We start from the raw sequence: 15,235 nt of genomic DNA on the forward strand, positions 1-15,235 counted from the left end.
ACGCGCTCGGATACGCGCGAGAGGAATTACCTCGAACCGGATGTTAGCTCGAGCCCGGGTTCTTCCGTGCGAGTTCGGCGCCACAGATCGGGCAACGGTCTTTCTGTTCGTCGTACTCCCGTCCACAGCCCTGGCACTGGAAGGTCCACTCGCGCTCTTCCTCGATGCCCTCACGCGCGATCGGTTCGACGGTGACGGTCAGGCGCTCAGCGACGTTTTGCATGGCGTAGTCGTCGGTCACGAGCACGGCGTCGAGTTCGAACGCAGCGGCCACGAGGCGAACGTCGGTGTCCGAGAGCACGTCGAGGTCGCCCGACTCCTTCGCAGCCCGGCGAACCTTCTCGGTGGTGTCGCCGTTGGGAATGTGGACGTGCATGCCCGACCCCTCCATGGCGTCGTAGCGGTAGACGCTCTCGTCCTCGAGTTCCTCGCGGACGAGTGGAATCGTGGCTGTCTGTTCGGTGGTGTGAAAGTCGTGAATAAAGGCCGACGAATCGAGAATGTACATACCGTTAGCGTTGGACGACGATGTAGTCTTTCACCGCCTGCACGCGGCTGACGGGGATGAGAAAGCGGCCGGCGTCGTTTCGGTCGAAGTCGACCGAACGGGACGGCAGTTGCTCGTCGGGGTCGACCACCAGGTCGTGGAGTTTCCCCGAGTTGATATCCATCGTGATGTTGTAGAGCAGTCCCAGTTCAGTTCCGTCAGAGCCCATGACGGACTTCCCCGAGAGGTTCTCGGCGAGTATCTCGCTCATACCCCCTCGTACTGACTAGTGACTATTAAAGACATGGGAGCCGTCAGACGGACGTCGCCCCTCGAGCAGACGGAGACTCGTGATCGAGACGTGAATTTGCGTGCCTGTGCGCTCGAGGGCTCAATCGTCGAGGGCTCGATTGCTCGACAGTTCGAGACCTACTACAGTTCGAAGACGGCCATCTCGACCTCCTGGACAGGTGACGCGCGGAGAAGCCGGTGACGATGGGTTTAACTACCGGGCAACGGACGATACGGATAAGACCTTCTCGGGTGGTTCACTATGTCGGACACTGACTCGGATACACACGATCCAGCGGCCCTCAGGACCCCGATCGTCGCGGTCCTGGGACACGTCGACCACGGTAAGACCAGTCTCCTCGACAAGATCCGCGGCTCCGCGGTCATCGAGGGCGAAGCAGGGGCGATCACCCAGCACATCGGCGCGACCGCCGTCCCGCTCGAGGTCGTCTCCTCGATCGCCGGCGAACTCGTCGATCCGGACGATTTCGACCTCCCCGGGCTCCTCTTTATCGACACGCCTGGCCACCACTCGTTCACGACGCTTCGCTCTCGCGGGGGCGCGCTCGCGGACATCGCCATCCTGGTCGTCGACGTCAACGACGGCTTCCAGCCCCAGACACTCGAGGCGCTGGACATACTCAAGCGCTCCCAGACGCCGTTCATCGTCGCCGCGAACAAGATCGACACCGTCCCTGGCTGGAACGTCCACGAGGACGCCCCGATCACCCAGACCTACGAGTCCCAGTCAGATCGGACCCGCCAACGACTGGACGAGAGTCTCTACACCATCATCGGGAACCTCTCCGACCAGGACTTCTCGGCGGACCTCTACTGGCGCGTCCAGAACTTCCAGCGCAACGTCGGCGTCGTCCCCGTCTCCGCGCTCACCGGCGAGGGGGTCCCAGACCTGCTCGCCGTCATGATGGGACTCTCCCAGCGCTACATGAAAGAGGAAATGAAGATCGACGTCGCCGGCCCCGGCGTCGGAACCGTGCTGGAAGTCAAAGAGGAGAAGGGGTTCGGAACCACCGTCGACACCGTCCTCTACGACGGGACGATCCGGAGCGACGACACCATCGTCGTCGGCGGCCTGAACGACCCCATCGTCACCGAGGTCCGCGCCCTGCTCCAGCCCCGACCGCTCGCCGAAATCCGGACCGAGAGCCGCTTCGACAACGTCGAAGAGGTCGGCGCGGCCGCCGGGATCAAGGTCGCCGCGCCGGACCTCGAGGACGCGATGGCCGGCGCCCCCGTTCGAGTCGTCCGGGACCGCGACCTCGAGGACGTGGTCGCCGAGGTCGAGTCCGAACTCGCGGACATCGCCGTCGACACCGAAGAGGAGGGCGTCGTCGTCAAAGCCGACACCCTGGGCAGCCTCGAGGCGATGGCCGACGCTCTCGGCGAGGCCGAGATTCCGATCGTCCGGGCCGAAGTCGGCGACGTCGCGCCGCGGGACATCTCGGTCGCCTCGACCGCGGACGACGCGAAACAGCGCGCCGTCCTCGGGTTCAGCGTCGACGTCCTCGCCGACGCCGAGCGCCGGGCCGAAATCGACGACGTCGAGCTGTTCACCGACGACGTGATCTACCAGCTCGTCGAGGGCTACACCGATCACGTCGAAGAGATCGAGCGCGCCCAGCAGGACACCATCCTCGACAACATCACCCGCCCATCCCGGTTCCGCGTACTCGAGGACCACGTCTTCCGCCAGAACGACCCCGCCGTCGTCGGCGTCGAGATCTACTCGGGGACGCTCCAGAACAACTCCTTCGTCGCGAAGTGGGAGGACAACGAACCGACGCGAGTTGGACAGGTCAAGGGCATCCAGGAGCAGGGCGAGGACGTCGACGAGGCCCGCGCGGGCGAGCGCGTGTCGGTGGCCATCGATGGCCCGACCATCGGCCGGCAGGTCAAGGAAGGCGACCTCCTGTGGACGGAGGTCCCCGAGAAGCACGCCAAGATCCTCGAGCAGGAACTCGCCAGCGAGATCCCCGCCGACGAACTCGAGGCGCTGAACATGTACCTCGAGAAACACCGCAAGCGGGATCCGTTCTGGGGCAAGTAGCGACGCCGATCGACGGCTCGAGACGGCCCTGATCCGCCCCGTAGCCGGTCGTGATACCAGTTGTCACGAAGGGAACGTTTTTTAGGCGCCATCCCCAATCGGAAGTAGCGAGTTCTCATGAACGGAAATACGCCGTACGGGGGGTTGCCGGGAGTTACACAGGCCGGACATCGGGCGGCGGCGGACGTTCCCGAACTGTCGCTCGAGCAAAAGCGAACGCTCCAGCGAACGGTCAGTCAGATCGCCGCCAGGACGCGGGACTTCCTCCCCGACGAGTACATCGTCGACGCGGACGTCGCCGACGGCGTCTCCGGCCCGCAGGCGCTCGTGGCCGTCCAGCCACCCATCGGTCATCCGGTCAGCGCCGGGTTCACGCCCGACCTCGAAAACACGCCGGAGGACCTCATTAGTGCCGACGACCGCGACGAGGTCGCCCGGGGTCTGGCCGCGAGCGCCGCCTTGCAGGTGAAACAGGCCGTGAGCGACGACGTGACGCCGACGGCACGCTAACCGTCGAATCCGATTTCTGCCGTCTTCGGCCCGTCTTCCGCCCTCGACCCTCTCGAGTACAGCAAGTCTATCGCCCTGAGCGTAGCGAGTCGATTCGCTCGAACACAACGAGTCGATTCGCTCGAACACAACGAGCTGATCCGCCCGAGCGTGGCGATTCGATCACTCGACGTCGCGAACCAGTCCTGCCCGAAGGTCACGACCGAAGTAGTAGCCGATCACGCTCGCGAGGAGGCCAGCGCCCGCACCGATGGCGAGCACGTATCGACCCGTGTCCGTCGGCAGAAAGAGAGCAAAATCGAGAAGGACGCCCAGCGCACCGATGCCGGTGCCCGCGAGTCCGACCTCGAGGTAGCGACGCCTCGAGGTGACCAGGCCGACCACGAACGCCATCGCGAGCAGGCCGAGCAGGCGGCCGATGCCGGAAAACGGCAAGACGATGCCGCCAGCCACCATGCCGAACCCGAGTGTGAGGACGATGGCGAGGAGACTCTTCGGGGAGGGGTACCGCGACGGCGAGAGCCGGTCGCGGATCGAGCCGCCAAGTCGCAACCGCGAGAACGGGTTCCACTTTCGCCTCCGACTCGAGTCCGTCGTCGATTCGGCCGACGGGGTCGACCGCGCTTCGGCGTCGGCGCTCACACCAGCGTCGGCGCTCGCGCCGGACCCGCCCTCCAGGAGCCGTTCAGTTTCGGCCAGCAGGTCGTCGGTGTCGGCGCCAGACCCGCCCCTTTCGGTCGGCTCGCGCTGGCCGGACGACCGCGTCTCGCCGTCGTCCACCGGTACCTCGTCGGAACGCTCGCTCATACCGTCTTCGAGGGGCGACGACGGGATAGTTCCTTCGCTGACACGAGATCGAGTAGCCAGCAGGGCGTGCGAAACGCGCCGAAAAGCGGGAGACTAAGTATGATCCGCCCCGAATCGGGGGTATGAGCCTGGGACAGCGGGTCTCGAGCGACCACCAGCTCACCCGACTGCTACAGATCGGGATCGTCCTGGAAGAGGTCGTCGAGTCGCGTGCCGCCCACCACCTCGAGTCGTTGCCCGAGGCCGAACGCGAGGCCATCGACGAGGAGGTACGAGCGTTACTCGCCGAGGCGGCCGAGGAGTCAGCCGAGCACCGCCAGCGCCTCGAGGCGCTCGTCGACGAACTCGACGCCGAGACGGTCTCCTACGAGGAGATCAACACGCTGGTCGACGCCCGCTACGGGCCGCCCGAGGACACCGACGGCGTCCTCTACGATCAGCTGTGTAACGAGGAGACGGCCTACAAGTTCTACGACGACCTCATCGCGGCGATCGAGGCCTCCGAGACGGACTTCAGCGTCGACCGCGAGCGCGTCCTCGACACCCTCGAGGCGATCCGCGAGGAGGAGACCGAGGGGGTCGAAGCGGTAACGGAGATCATGGAGCGACGAGCATGAGCGGGGAGACGACGGGAACGAACCGAACACGCACGTCGCACATATTGCGCACATCGCGGACGCGAGGTGGCAATCGATGAATACGGCAGATCAATACCTGAAGGCGGTCTACCTGGCACAGCGTCTCGAAGACGGCCCGGCCTCCACCGGCACCCTCGCGGAGTTACTCGAGGTCAGCCCGGCGAGCGTCAACGAGATGATCGGGAAACTCGAGGAGCGCGAGTTGGTCGAACACGAGAAGTACAAGGGAGCGACGCTCACCGACGAGGGACTCGAGCGCGCACACAACGCCCTCCAGACGTACTGTATCATCGAGCGATTTCTCACGAACGTCCTCGAGGTCGAGGAGTTCCGCGAGGAGGCTCGCGCCCTCGAGAGCGTCATCGACGAGACCGTCGCGGACCGACTGGACACGATTATCGACCGCCGGGAGGAGTGCCCGGACTGTTTCGACGCCGAGGAAGACTGTTGTGCCTACCTCGAGGCGGGGTCGCTCGCGGAGTGACGGCGTGACGGCGTGGCGGCATGGCGACGTGTTGGCATCGGTCGCGGACGGTACGGGAGTTTATATAAGATCGGGCGGCCAGACCCGGCGTGCGCTGTCCGACCTGTGAGAAGTCCCTGCAGACGGAGCGGGGATTGCGACAACACCACACGAAAGTCCACGGAGAGCCACTGCCGAACCGGACGTGTACGGGCTGTGGCCTCGAGTTCTACGATCCGAAGTCGAGACGAGTCTACTGCGACGACTACAATCCGAACGGCGGCTCGAACAACGGCAACTGGAAGGATGCCATGGAGGAGGCTTCGTGCGTGCGTTGTGACGAGACGTTCGAGTACTATCCCTCGAACAAGGAGGGCGTGTACTGTCCGTCGTGCGTCGCTGACGCGGATGGACTGCTCCGGGACAATCCGTCGGCGCCGGGTGAACGGGTATCGACCATGTGTGCGTACTGCGACGCTAATCTCGAGGTCTATCCGTCCCGTGTTGAGGCGAACGAGCGCGGCGTGTTCTGTGATCGGACGTGTTACGGAAACTGGCTCTCGGAGACGATCGTCGGCGAGAATCACCACCAGTGGGCCGGTGGCCCGATATCGTACGGGCGAGCGTGGTGGAAAATACGCCGGCGGGCGCTCGAACGAGACGACTATCGCTGTCAGGCGTGTGGCCGCGACAACGAGGCGATTGGGCGAAATCCCGACGTCCATCACGTCATCCCGGTCCGAACGTTCGACGACCCCGAAGACGCCCATACTCTGGATAACGTCGTTTCACTCTGTCGTCGTTGTCATCGACTGGCAGAGGAGGGGTCGATCGCCGTTTCACCTGACGGAAAAAGGTAACACTATTACTTTTCGACCGACTACGACTGGATACCCACTGTCAAGCCGACGGCTGGCCGTGGAGACGCGTACAGTCCCGTGGTGTAGTGGCCAATCATAATGGCCTTTGGACGCAATCGGAACCCACCTATTGCGGGAGACAGCCATTGACGGCGGTTCGAATCCGCCCGGGACTATGGCATATTTTTTACATTAATTCCTCGGGCCAGGGCACCACGCTCGAGAACGAACCGTAACGACTGTAGCCTCGTCCACACCACGTCCGGTATGGCGAGATGGCTTCAGAGCGGGCGGCGACGCGATATCTGTTACCTCCTCGCAGCGATGGAGGCGGCGCGCGGCCAGCAACTCAAGTCGGCCCTCGAGTCCCACTACGACGAGCGCCTCGAGCCGAAGGCGTTCTACGGATCGCTGTCGGCACTCGTCGACGCGGGGTTCGTCGAGAAGGACGTCGAGGGACTCCACGACGTCTATCGCCTGACCGACGCCGGCGAGGCTCGCGTGCGCGAACACGGGTCGTGGGTGCGGGCGTGTCTCGAGGGCGAAAACGGGAACGACGGTCCCGAATAACGCAACTTACTCGAGGAGTCGGTCCCCAATCGTATTTCGCAGAATCTCGCTCGTGCCCTCGTAGATCTCGTTGAGTTTGGCGTCCCGGTAGAAGCGCTCGGCGGGGAAGTCCTTGGTGTAGCCGTAGCCACCGTGGATCTGGATGCCCTCGTTGGCGACCTCACGGGAGACCTCGCTGGCGTAGAGTTTCGCCTGAGCGGCCTCGGTGATGTAGTCCTCGCCGCGGATCTTGTTGTCGGCGGCCCTGTGCATCAGCAGTTTCGCGGCCTGGATCTTCGTGTCCATGTCCGCGAGTTTGTGCTTGATGGCCTGGAACTCGCCGATGGGCTGGCCGAACTGCTCGCGCTCGCCGGCGTACGACCGGGCTTCGTCGAAGGCGGCACGGGCGATGCCGACGCCACGGGCCGCGATGGTGATGCGGCCGCCGTTGAGCGTCTTGAGTGCCTGGACGAAGCCGTCGCCCTCCTCGCCGAGTCGACGGTCGGCAGGGATCCGGAGGTCGTCGAAGCGGAGTTCGGCGGTAGGACAGCCCTTGTCGCCGAGCTTCTCCTCCGTGCCCTCGACGTAGAAGCCGTCGTCCTCCTCGGGGCGTACAACGAACGAGGAGATGCCGCGGTTGCCGGCGTCGGGATCGGTCTTCGCGAAGAGGGTGACGGTGTCGGCGACGGATCCGTTCGAGATCCAGAGCTTCCCGCCGTTGACGACGTATTCGTCTCCATCACGTTCGGCCGTCGTCGTCATCGAGGGCACGTCGCTGCCGGCTCCGGCTTCGGAGAGGGCGAACGCGCCGACGTCTTTCCCCTCGGCGAGCGGCGTCAGGTACGCCTCCTTCTGAGATTCGTCACCGAACTCGTAGAGCATGTTCCCCGCCAGCGAGATGTGCGCGGCGACGACGGTTCCCAGTCCACCCGAGCCCCGGGAAATCTCCTCGATCCCGATCGCGTAGGAGTGGTAGTCGAGACCCGCGCCACCGTACTCCTCGGGAAACGGCATCCCCATCAGGCCCAGGTCGGCCATCTGGTCGACGAGATCTCGCGGAAACTCGTCTTCGTGGTCGATCTCGCTCGCGACGGGCACGATCTCCTCGTCGACGAACTCCGCGACCATGTCCCGAATCTGTGCCTGCTCCGGCGAGAGGCTGAAGTCCATGACCGATCCATCGAGCGGCCCCCGCTTTATTGTTGTTGTACGCTCGTCCCGTTGAATTGCGTGTATTCGACCGCCCTTCGAGACCCGGTGGGTCGGCCCCATCCAGGATGAACCGACTGGTCCGGTTCGCATATATTCAGGATCGTCCGCGACCGGGGTGTTTTTCCGGAACGACGACCAATAAGGGGCCAAGATGACTACGGGCCACTCCCCTCCAGCCGCCGAATCCGACATCGAGTGGTGTTACGACGCCGTCCACGGCGTTTCGCGCACCTTCTCGATTACCATCGACCGACTCGAGGAGCCGATGGCGCGTCACATCTGCCTGGGGTACCTCCTGTGTCGAATCGCGGATACGATCGAGGACGCCGGTCACATTCCGCCGGCCGAGCAGACCGCCCTGCTCGAGGAGTTCGATCGGGTACTCGATCCGGACGCCGAAACGACGGCGGAAGACTTCCGCGAGGCTGTCAAACCCTGGATCCCGGAGGAGCGATCTAGCGACTGGGACGTCGTCGCGCACACCCCGCGAGTCGTCAGGTCCTTCGAATCGCTCGAGGACGAACCTCGAGAGATCATGCGCGAACCCGTCAGGGAACTCGTCGACGGGATGGCGATGTTTACCAGCCGGTACGCCGACGAGGGCGGCCTCCGCCTCCAGACGCTCGAGGAACTCGAGGAGTACTGCTGGTACGCCGCCGGGACCGTCGGAACGCTCATTACGGGGCTCGTCGCCCGCGGCACCTCGCCCGAGCGCGCCCAGGTACTCCGTGACAACGCTCGGTCGTTCGCCCTGCTCTTGCAGTTGGTCAACATCGCGAAGGACGTCGAGACTGACTACCACGAGGAGAACAACGTCTACCTGCCGGCCGAGTGGCTCGCAGAAGAGAACGTCGCCGTCGAAGGCGTCACTGACGAAGCCCACCACAGCGGCGTCACGAACGTCATCCGCCGGGTGACCGGACGAGCGGAGGGATACCTCGACGGCGCTCAACGGTACCTCGAGGTGTTGCCCGAACGCCACGGCAACACGCTGTCGGCCTGGGCGATTCCGTACCTCCTGGCCGTGGGCACCCTCCGGGAACTCCGCGAACGACCCGAGGACGTCATCCAGGAGGGGAACGTCAAGATTTCGCGCGCGGAGGTCTTCGCCGTGATGCAACAGTTCGAACAGGACCTCTCGAGGTCGGCACTCGAGGAGTTGCGAAGCGAGATGTCCGAGAAGCCGCTTCATCAGTAGTGAGTTCGTGTCTGCCGGTAGTGAGTTCGTGTCCGCGAGTAGTGGGTCCGCGAGGGCTCGAGAGAGGTGGAATATTCGACGGCACGCAACTTACTACAGAAAATATATCGTATTACTATCCAGAGTATAGTATCGGGTCGGCACGTGCGCCTCGAGCATCCAAAATTCGTCGGCGATTGCCGCTCTTCGGGTTGCGCAGCCTCGAAATCCGCGGGATGTCCAGGACGGGAAAATTTAGCGCAGACGTTACTCGAGTGCGAAGACGTCCGCCTCGAGCAGTCTGTCGGGGGTTACGGTGATCGCCACGTGGGCCTCCGTGACGCCCCAGCCGGGTTCGAGCTGGTCCTCGATTGAATCGCTCGAGAGTTGAATCGACTCGTCGTCAAGTCGTACACGAATGCCGTAGGGACGGGCGGTCTCGTGCCACGGGCCCCGAACGGCCTGGCGGTCGCGGCCGCTCTCGTGGCCGGCGGGGTCGAGCCAGCGAGTGGTCTCGCGGGCGGTTTCGAGGTCAGTGCCGACGGCAATCTCGACCGTGGCGCGCTCGCTCGAGTCGTTGACGACGTAAAGCGACGCGATCCGGAAGGTGCCGGGATCGGAACGCTGGCCCCAGGCGACGGCGGCGGTCAGGGTCGTGCCGAGACCGCCGAGCCCGAGACCGAGGACTGTTCGGCGGGAGTACGTTGGAGTGGAGGGCATCGGCTACCGAACACTTCAACGGCGCTACTCATATACCTGTTGACTCGCCAAGAGGTATGCGAGTGCTAGTCGTACTCGTAGAAGCCCCGTCCGGTCTTTTTGCCGAGGTCGCCTGCCTCGACCTTGCGCTTGAGGAGGTAGGCAGGCTTGTACCGGTCCCCGAGTTCCTCGTACATGGTCTCGGAGGCGTGCAGGCAGACGTCGAGGCCGATGTGGTCGGCCAGTTTCAGCGGCCCCATCGGGACGTTCGTTCCGAGTTCCATCCCTGCGTCGATGTCGTCCTTGCTCGCGACGCCCTCGTCGTAGGCTCTGATCCCCTCGTTGAGCCAGGGCATCAGGATGCGATTCGTGACGAAACCGGGCTTGTCGTCCGATTCCCAGGTCGTCTTCCCGAGGTCCTCGGCGACCTCGTGAGCCAGGTCGGTGACCGCATCAGTGGTCTTCTCCCCGACGACGATTTCGACGCCCTCCATGATCGGGACGGGATTCATGAAGTGCAGGCCGACGACGCGCTCGGGGTGCTCGAGCGGCGCCGCGATCGAGGTGATCGAGAGCGTGCTCGTGTTGGTCGCGAGCACGACGTCCGCGTCGCAGTGGGCCTCGAGGTCCTGGAAGATGTCGCGCTTAATATCCATATTTTCGACGGCGGCCTCGACGACCAGGTCGCAGTCGGCGAGGGCCGCGATGTCGGTCGTCCCGGCGATTCGCTCCCGAATCGTGTCGGGGTCGTCGGGCAGGGCGTCCTTCCCGTCGAGGCGTTCGAGGCTGTCGGAAATCGCGTCGAATCCGCCCTCGACGTACTCGGATTCGATGTCGCGCATGATTACGTCGTAGCCGGTCGTGGCGGCGACCTGGGCGATACCGCTCCCCATCGTCCCCGCGCCGACGACGCCGATTCGCTCGATGTCCTGGCGTACCATGGCGGGCAATACTTGCGATTCGCTGGTAAGTGTAGCGATACGTCGGAACGAGCCGCCGGTCGAGTCCCCGTCCCCCTGCTGGATTCGGTGCGAAAAGGGGACGGCGACCGCGGCGTCAGACGTCGCGACTGCTGGCGATTTTCTCGAGGGGGAAGGTTCAAGTTCCGGGCGTGTGAGGTACTGATAGTTCCGGTGAATCGCGTGAGCAAGGAAAACGTGGCCGAAACGAGAGACGACTCCGCAGAGGTCCTCGAGCCAGGCCATCGCGAGGCTCTCCAGGACGCGGGTATCAAACCGGCAGTCGTCTCCAGAGAGCGGTGCTCCTATCGGATGCTGCTCGACGCCGGCCTCGACGAAGACGCCGCCGACGCGCTCCGCCGACAGTTCTCCCTGCCGTGGTCGTTCGAGACCGACGGCGACCTGGACCGGCGCTCGAGCGAGGTCCGCGGCCTGGGAGAGGCCGAACGCGCCTGGGTCGCCGCGAGCGCCGACGAGGGCTGGCAGGCGTTCGAACCCATCCCCTCGAGCGGGGCCGAAGCGGGAGCCGAGGACGCACCCGACCGTCCCTGGCCCCGGCCCACGCCGGTAACGGCAGTCACCGGTGTCAGTCCTGAAAACGCCGCGAGGCTGGCCGAGGCGGGGGTCAACTCCGCGGAACGGCTGGCGACGATTCAAGCGACCGAAGTCGCGAAGGTCCTCGAGTTGAGCGTGCTCCACGTTCGGACGTGGCGTCACAACGCTCGCGAGTTAGTCGATTGAGCGAATCATCCGGGCCACTTGAGCCATCCGACCCGCCTACCTCGAGGCTAGCGAGCACATCCCAAATACGTATCACCCATTGGATAGATACTCGAGCGTGACGTTTGGAGCAGGACGACGACCAGCGGATGCGGGCCGGGGAGCACCGAATTTACTACTCGAGAAAGTATTTTTCAGCTGAGAGGACCGCCAACGATATATGGGTCGATGGTGGAGTTGCAGGCAGATGCGACCCATCGACGACTCACCGATCGTTCGCGACGGAAACGCCTGCATTCTCGCGATGGACCACGGCCTCGAGCACGGGCCGGTCGACTTCGAGGCGGTGCCCGAGAAGCTCGACCCCGCAACCGTGTTCGAGACGGCGACCCACGACGCGGTGACGTGCATCGCCGTCCAGAAGGGGATCGCCGAGGGCTACTACCCGAGCTACGAGGACGACGTCAACCTCCTGGTCAAACTCAACGGCACGTCGAACCTCTGGATGGGCGAACCGGACTCCTCGCTCAACTGTTCGGTGGAGTACGCCGCCGAAATCGGAGCCGACGCGGTCGGGTTCACCCTCTACGGCGGGTCGAACAACGAGGTCGAGATGGCCGAGGAGTTCCGCGAGATCCACGAGGCCGCCCGCGAGTACGACCTCCCCGTCGTCATGTGGTCGTACCCGCGCGGCCAGGGGCTGAAAAACGACACGAAACCGGGTACGATCTCCTACGCGACCCGACTGGCCCTCGAACTGGGCGCTGACATCGCGAAGGTCAAGTACCCCGGCAGTGCCGACGCCATGGAACACGCCGTCCGGTGTGCCGGCGACATGAAGGTCGTCATGAGCGGCGGCTCGAAGACCGACGACCTCGACTTCCTCTCGACGGTCGAGGCCGTGATCGCCGCCGGCGGCAACGGCCTCGCCGTGGGCCGAAACGTCTGGCAGCGCGAGAACCCCGAACGGCTGCTCGACGCCCTCGAGAAGGTCATCTACGAGGAAGAGACGGCCGACGCCGCGCTCGAGGCGTGACGATGTCGACGGCGCTCAACGGCGCGGTCGAGCCGGTCGATTCGATCATTCGGACAGTCGCTCGATCGGCAACAGAGATTCGTCAGGGACTCATCGGCCGCCGGAGCAGCGCCGCCGAGGAGAACCCCAGCGGCGAAACCCAGCTCGAGGCCGACGTCTGGGCCGACGACCTCCTCTACGATCGCCTCTCGCGACTCGAGGGGGTCGCCCAGTACGCGAGCGAGGAGCGCGAGGAAATTCTCGACTGCGGCGACGACATCGGCGTGGACGACGGCGTCGCCGTCGCCCTCGACCCGCTCGACGGCTCCTCGAACCTGAAGTCGAACAACACGATGGGAACCATCGTCGGGATCTACGACGAGCCACTCCCGGCGCCAGGCGAGGCCCTCGTGGGCGCGTGTTACGTCCTCTACGGGCCGATCATCACGATGGTCGTCGCCACCGAGGACGGCGTTTCTGAGTACGAACTCGGCGGCGGCGAGGCGACGGTCGTCCAGGACGACGTGACCCTCCCCGACGACCCGGTCGTCTACGGCGTCGGCGGGCGCGTTCCCGACTGGCCGCCGGCGATCGAGACCTACGTGAGCCGCCTCGAGAGCGAACTCAAACTCCGGTATGGCGGCGCGATGATCGGCGACGTCAACCAGGTGTTGACCTACGGCGGCCTCTTCGCGTACCCGACCCTCGAGTCGAGTCCCGAGGGGAAACTGCGCGTCCAGTTCGAGGGTAACCCCATCGGCTACATCCTCGAGCAGGCAGGGGGCCGCTCGAGCGACGGGCACGGCTCCCTGCTCGCCGTCGAACCGACCGAACTCCACCAGCGGACGCCGCTGTACGTCGGAAACGAGGCGTACGTCGATCTGATCGAGGACGTCCTCGCGGACACGTAGCTCGTCAGCGGCGAGTGGATCCCGGCTCCGTCGGCGGTCGGGGAAACCCGACACCCCTTTACTCGCGCCCCGAAAACGGGGTGGTATGTTCCGTTCACTCCGTGCGGAGGTCGAGGCCGCCCTCGAGGGGGCGCTCTCTACGCTCGACCTCCCGACCGACGACCTCGGCATCGAAGAGCCACCGGAAGACGTCCCGGCCGTCCTGGCCTCGAGCGTCGCCTTCCGGCTGGCCGGCGAGATGGGGGCGGCCCCGCCACAGGTCGCGGCCCAGCTAGCCGAGGAAATCGACGTCGACGATCTCGAGTACGTCGGCCGGATCGACACCCAGGGGCCCTATCTCAACGTCCTGCCGAGCGACGCCTACTTCGCCGACACTCTCGCGGCGGGTACCGACGAGGCCTACGGCCACCTGCCCGACCGCGACACCTCGGTCGTCGTCGAGCACACCAGCGCCAACCCCACCGGCCCGGTCCACGTCGGCCGCGCCCGCAATCCAATCGTCGGCGACGCTGTCGCGAACGTCCTCGACGCCGCGGGCTACGACGTCGAGCGCCACTACTACGTCAACGACGCCGGCCGCCAGATGGCCGTCTTCACCTGGGCCTACGAGACCTTCGACGAGGACGACCTCGATTCCGAGCCCGACCGCGACCGCATCGAGTACGACCTCGTGCGCTACTACCAGAAAGGTAACGCCTACCTCGAGGAGGCCGACGAGGACGCGGTCGAGGCGGCCGAAGCCGAAATCCAGGGCATCCTGCAGGGGCTCGAAGCGGGCGACGAGGAGACCTACGAGCGCGTCCAGACGGTAGTCGATCAGGTGCTCGGCGGAATGAAGCAGTGTCTGGCCCGTCTCCCCGCGACGTTCGACCAGTTCGTCAAGGAGACCCGGTTCATGCGCGACGGGAGCACCCAGGACCTCGCCGACCGCCTCCAGGACACCGAGTACGCCGTCCTGGAGGAGGGGGCCTGGCAACTCGACCTCGAGGAGTGGGGCATCGAGAAGAAGCTCGTCTTCCTGCGTTCGGACGGCACCTCGCTGTACACGACCCGCGACCTCGCCCATCACGAGTGGAAGTTCGACACCTACGACCGCGCCGTGACCGTACTCGGTGAGGATCACAAACTCCAGGCGAATCAGCTCGAGGCGGCCCTGGAACTGCTCGGCAACGACACGGACGCGCTGGACTCGATTCACTTCTCGTGGGTCAACCTTCCCGGCGGTGAGGGGATGTCCACTCGCCGCGGAACGGGGATCATGCTCGACGACCTGCTGGACGAGGCCATCGCCCGCGCCCGCGAGGAAGTCGAGAGCCGCATGGACGACCGCATCCGCGACGACGACCTCGACGAGGAGGACGTCGAGCGCATCGCCCACCAGGTCGGGATCGGAGCCGTCCGCTACGACATCGTCTCCAAACAGCCGACGAAGGGGATCACCTTCGAGTGGGACCAGGCACTCGACTTCGAGGCCCAATCGGCCCCCTACGTGCAGTACGTCCACGCACGCTGTTGCGGGATCCTGGACGAGGCCGGTGTCGGCGTCGGTGGCGAGTTCGAAACTGACGTGGACACCGACCTGCTCACCACGGACGCCGAACGCGACCTCCTCGAGACCATCGCTCGCTTCCCGGCTGTCATCGAGGAAGCCGCCGACGACCTCGAGCCCCACCAGGTGGCGACTTTCACCCGCGAGTTCGCCGAGGCGTTCAACGCCTTCTACCGCGAGTGTCCGGTGCTCGCCGACGACGTCGAACCCGACGTGCGCGAGGCGCGCCTGGCGCTGGTCGCCGCCTCGAGGCACACGGTGGCCAATGCGCTGTCCGTGCTCGGGGTCGAGGCACCGGAGTCGATGTGAGTTGGACGCGT

The 15,235-nt window shown here is 65.0% G+C and carries 17 protein-coding genes and 1 tRNA gene; 12 read left to right on the forward strand and 6 right to left on the reverse strand.

What is annotated here, in order from left to right; all coding sequences use genetic code 11:
• Positions 1-43 precede the first annotated feature (43 nt).
• Positions 44-508 carry an NOB1 family endonuclease gene (locus NGM15_RS09645; protein WP_253430096.1) on the reverse strand — a complete coding sequence of 155 codons (465 nt, stop codon included), beginning with the start codon at positions 506-508 and terminating at the stop codon, positions 44-46.
• Positions 509-512: 4 nt separating this feature from the next.
• Positions 513-758 carry a PRC-barrel domain-containing protein gene (locus tag NGM15_RS09650; RefSeq protein WP_253430099.1) on the reverse strand — a complete coding sequence of 82 codons (246 nt, stop codon included), beginning with the start codon at positions 756-758 and terminating at the stop codon, positions 513-515.
• Between the two features lie 282 nt (positions 759-1,040).
• Between NGM15_RS09650 and infB the strand changes: the two genes are divergently transcribed.
• Both infB and NGM15_RS09660 read left to right on the forward strand, forming a co-directional pair.
• On the forward strand, positions 1,041-2,846 hold the full coding sequence (gene infB / locus NGM15_RS09655) for a translation initiation factor IF-2 (RefSeq protein WP_253430101.1): 1,806 nt from the start codon (positions 1,041-1,043) through the stop codon (positions 2,844-2,846).
• Positions 2,847-2,963: 117 nt separating this feature from the next.
• Positions 2,964-3,356 (forward strand): DUF5811 family protein, encoded by a 393-nt coding sequence (locus tag NGM15_RS09660; protein WP_253430104.1) that lies wholly within the window; start codon positions 2,964-2,966, stop codon positions 3,354-3,356.
• Between the two features lie 162 nt (positions 3,357-3,518).
• Here the strand turns inward: NGM15_RS09660 and NGM15_RS09665 are convergent, their stop codons facing one another.
• Positions 3,519-4,163, reverse strand: coding sequence for a DUF456 domain-containing protein (locus NGM15_RS09665; protein ID WP_253430107.1), 645 nt, complete (start codon positions 4,161-4,163; stop codon positions 3,519-3,521).
• 122 nt (positions 4,164-4,285) lie between these two features.
• Here NGM15_RS09665 and NGM15_RS09670 point away from each other — a divergent pair, with 122 nt between their 5' ends.
• The 5 genes from NGM15_RS09670 to NGM15_RS09690 all read left to right on the forward strand — a co-directional run bounded on the left by NGM15_RS09670 (position 4,286) and on the right by NGM15_RS09690 (position 6,694).
• On the forward strand, positions 4,286-4,780 hold the full coding sequence (locus NGM15_RS09670; RefSeq protein WP_253430110.1) for a ferritin-like domain-containing protein: 495 nt from the start codon (positions 4,286-4,288) through the stop codon (positions 4,778-4,780).
• Positions 4,781-4,856: 76 nt separating this feature from the next.
• Positions 4,857-5,285 carry a metal-dependent transcriptional regulator gene (locus NGM15_RS09675; RefSeq protein ID WP_253430113.1) on the forward strand — a complete coding sequence of 143 codons (429 nt, stop codon included), beginning with the start codon at positions 4,857-4,859 and terminating at the stop codon, positions 5,283-5,285.
• Between the two features lie 89 nt (positions 5,286-5,374).
• Positions 5,375-6,124 carry an HNH endonuclease gene (locus NGM15_RS09680; RefSeq protein ID WP_253430116.1) on the forward strand — a complete coding sequence of 250 codons (750 nt, stop codon included), beginning with the start codon at positions 5,375-5,377 and terminating at the stop codon, positions 6,122-6,124.
• Between the two features lie 72 nt (positions 6,125-6,196).
• A tRNA-Gln gene (locus tag NGM15_RS09685) sits at positions 6,197-6,300 on the forward strand.
• 91 nt (positions 6,301-6,391) lie between these two features.
• Positions 6,392-6,694, forward strand: coding sequence for a PadR family transcriptional regulator (locus tag NGM15_RS09690; protein WP_253430119.1), 303 nt, complete (start codon positions 6,392-6,394; stop codon positions 6,692-6,694).
• A gap of 6 nt (positions 6,695-6,700) precedes the next feature.
• Here NGM15_RS09690 and NGM15_RS09695 read toward each other — a convergent pair whose 3' ends face one another.
• Positions 6,701-7,843, reverse strand: a complete 1,143-nt coding sequence (locus tag NGM15_RS09695) for an acyl-CoA dehydrogenase (RefSeq protein ID WP_253430122.1) — start codon at positions 7,841-7,843, stop codon at positions 6,701-6,703.
• Positions 7,844-8,036: 193 nt separating this feature from the next.
• Here NGM15_RS09695 and NGM15_RS09700 point away from each other — a divergent pair, with 193 nt between their 5' ends.
• Complete coding sequence (locus NGM15_RS09700) at positions 8,037-9,083, forward strand: phytoene/squalene synthase family protein (RefSeq protein ID WP_253430124.1); 1,047 nt, start codon at positions 8,037-8,039, stop codon at positions 9,081-9,083.
• 246 nt (positions 9,084-9,329) lie between these two features.
• On the opposite strand, the gene NGM15_RS09705 is transcribed toward NGM15_RS09700, so the two are convergent.
• Both NGM15_RS09705 and NGM15_RS09710 read right to left on the reverse strand, forming a co-directional pair.
• Positions 9,330-9,782, reverse strand: coding sequence for a hypothetical protein (locus NGM15_RS09705; RefSeq protein ID WP_253430126.1), 453 nt, complete (start codon positions 9,780-9,782; stop codon positions 9,330-9,332).
• 65 nt (positions 9,783-9,847) lie between these two features.
• Positions 9,848-10,702 carry a 3-hydroxyacyl-CoA dehydrogenase family protein gene (locus tag NGM15_RS09710; RefSeq protein WP_253430130.1) on the reverse strand — a complete coding sequence of 285 codons (855 nt, stop codon included), beginning with the start codon at positions 10,700-10,702 and terminating at the stop codon, positions 9,848-9,850.
• A 201-nt stretch (positions 10,703-10,903) separates the two neighbouring features.
• On the opposite strand from NGM15_RS09710, the gene NGM15_RS09715 reads away from it, so the two are divergent.
• From NGM15_RS09715 to argS, 4 genes are all read left to right on the forward strand, one after another.
• Positions 10,904-11,461, forward strand: a complete 558-nt coding sequence (locus tag NGM15_RS09715; RefSeq protein WP_425494440.1) for a hypothetical protein — start codon at positions 10,904-10,906, stop codon at positions 11,459-11,461.
• 226 nt (positions 11,462-11,687) lie between these two features.
• Positions 11,688-12,476 (forward strand): class I fructose-bisphosphate aldolase, encoded by a 789-nt coding sequence (locus NGM15_RS09720; protein WP_253430133.1) that lies wholly within the window; start codon positions 11,688-11,690, stop codon positions 12,474-12,476.
• A 2-nt stretch (positions 12,477-12,478) separates the two neighbouring features.
• Positions 12,479-13,366, forward strand: a complete 888-nt coding sequence (locus NGM15_RS09725) for a class 1 fructose-bisphosphatase (RefSeq protein ID WP_253430136.1) — start codon at positions 12,479-12,481, stop codon at positions 13,364-13,366.
• 85 nt (positions 13,367-13,451) lie between these two features.
• On the forward strand, positions 13,452-15,224 hold the full coding sequence (argS, locus tag NGM15_RS09730) for an arginine--tRNA ligase (protein WP_253430139.1): 1,773 nt from the start codon (positions 13,452-13,454) through the stop codon (positions 15,222-15,224).
• Positions 15,225-15,235 lie beyond the last annotated feature (11 nt).

This window comes from Natronosalvus halobius, assembly GCF_024138145.1.
In the GTDB taxonomy this organism is placed as follows: domain Archaea; phylum Halobacteriota; class Halobacteria; order Halobacteriales; family Natrialbaceae; genus Natronosalvus; species Natronosalvus halobius.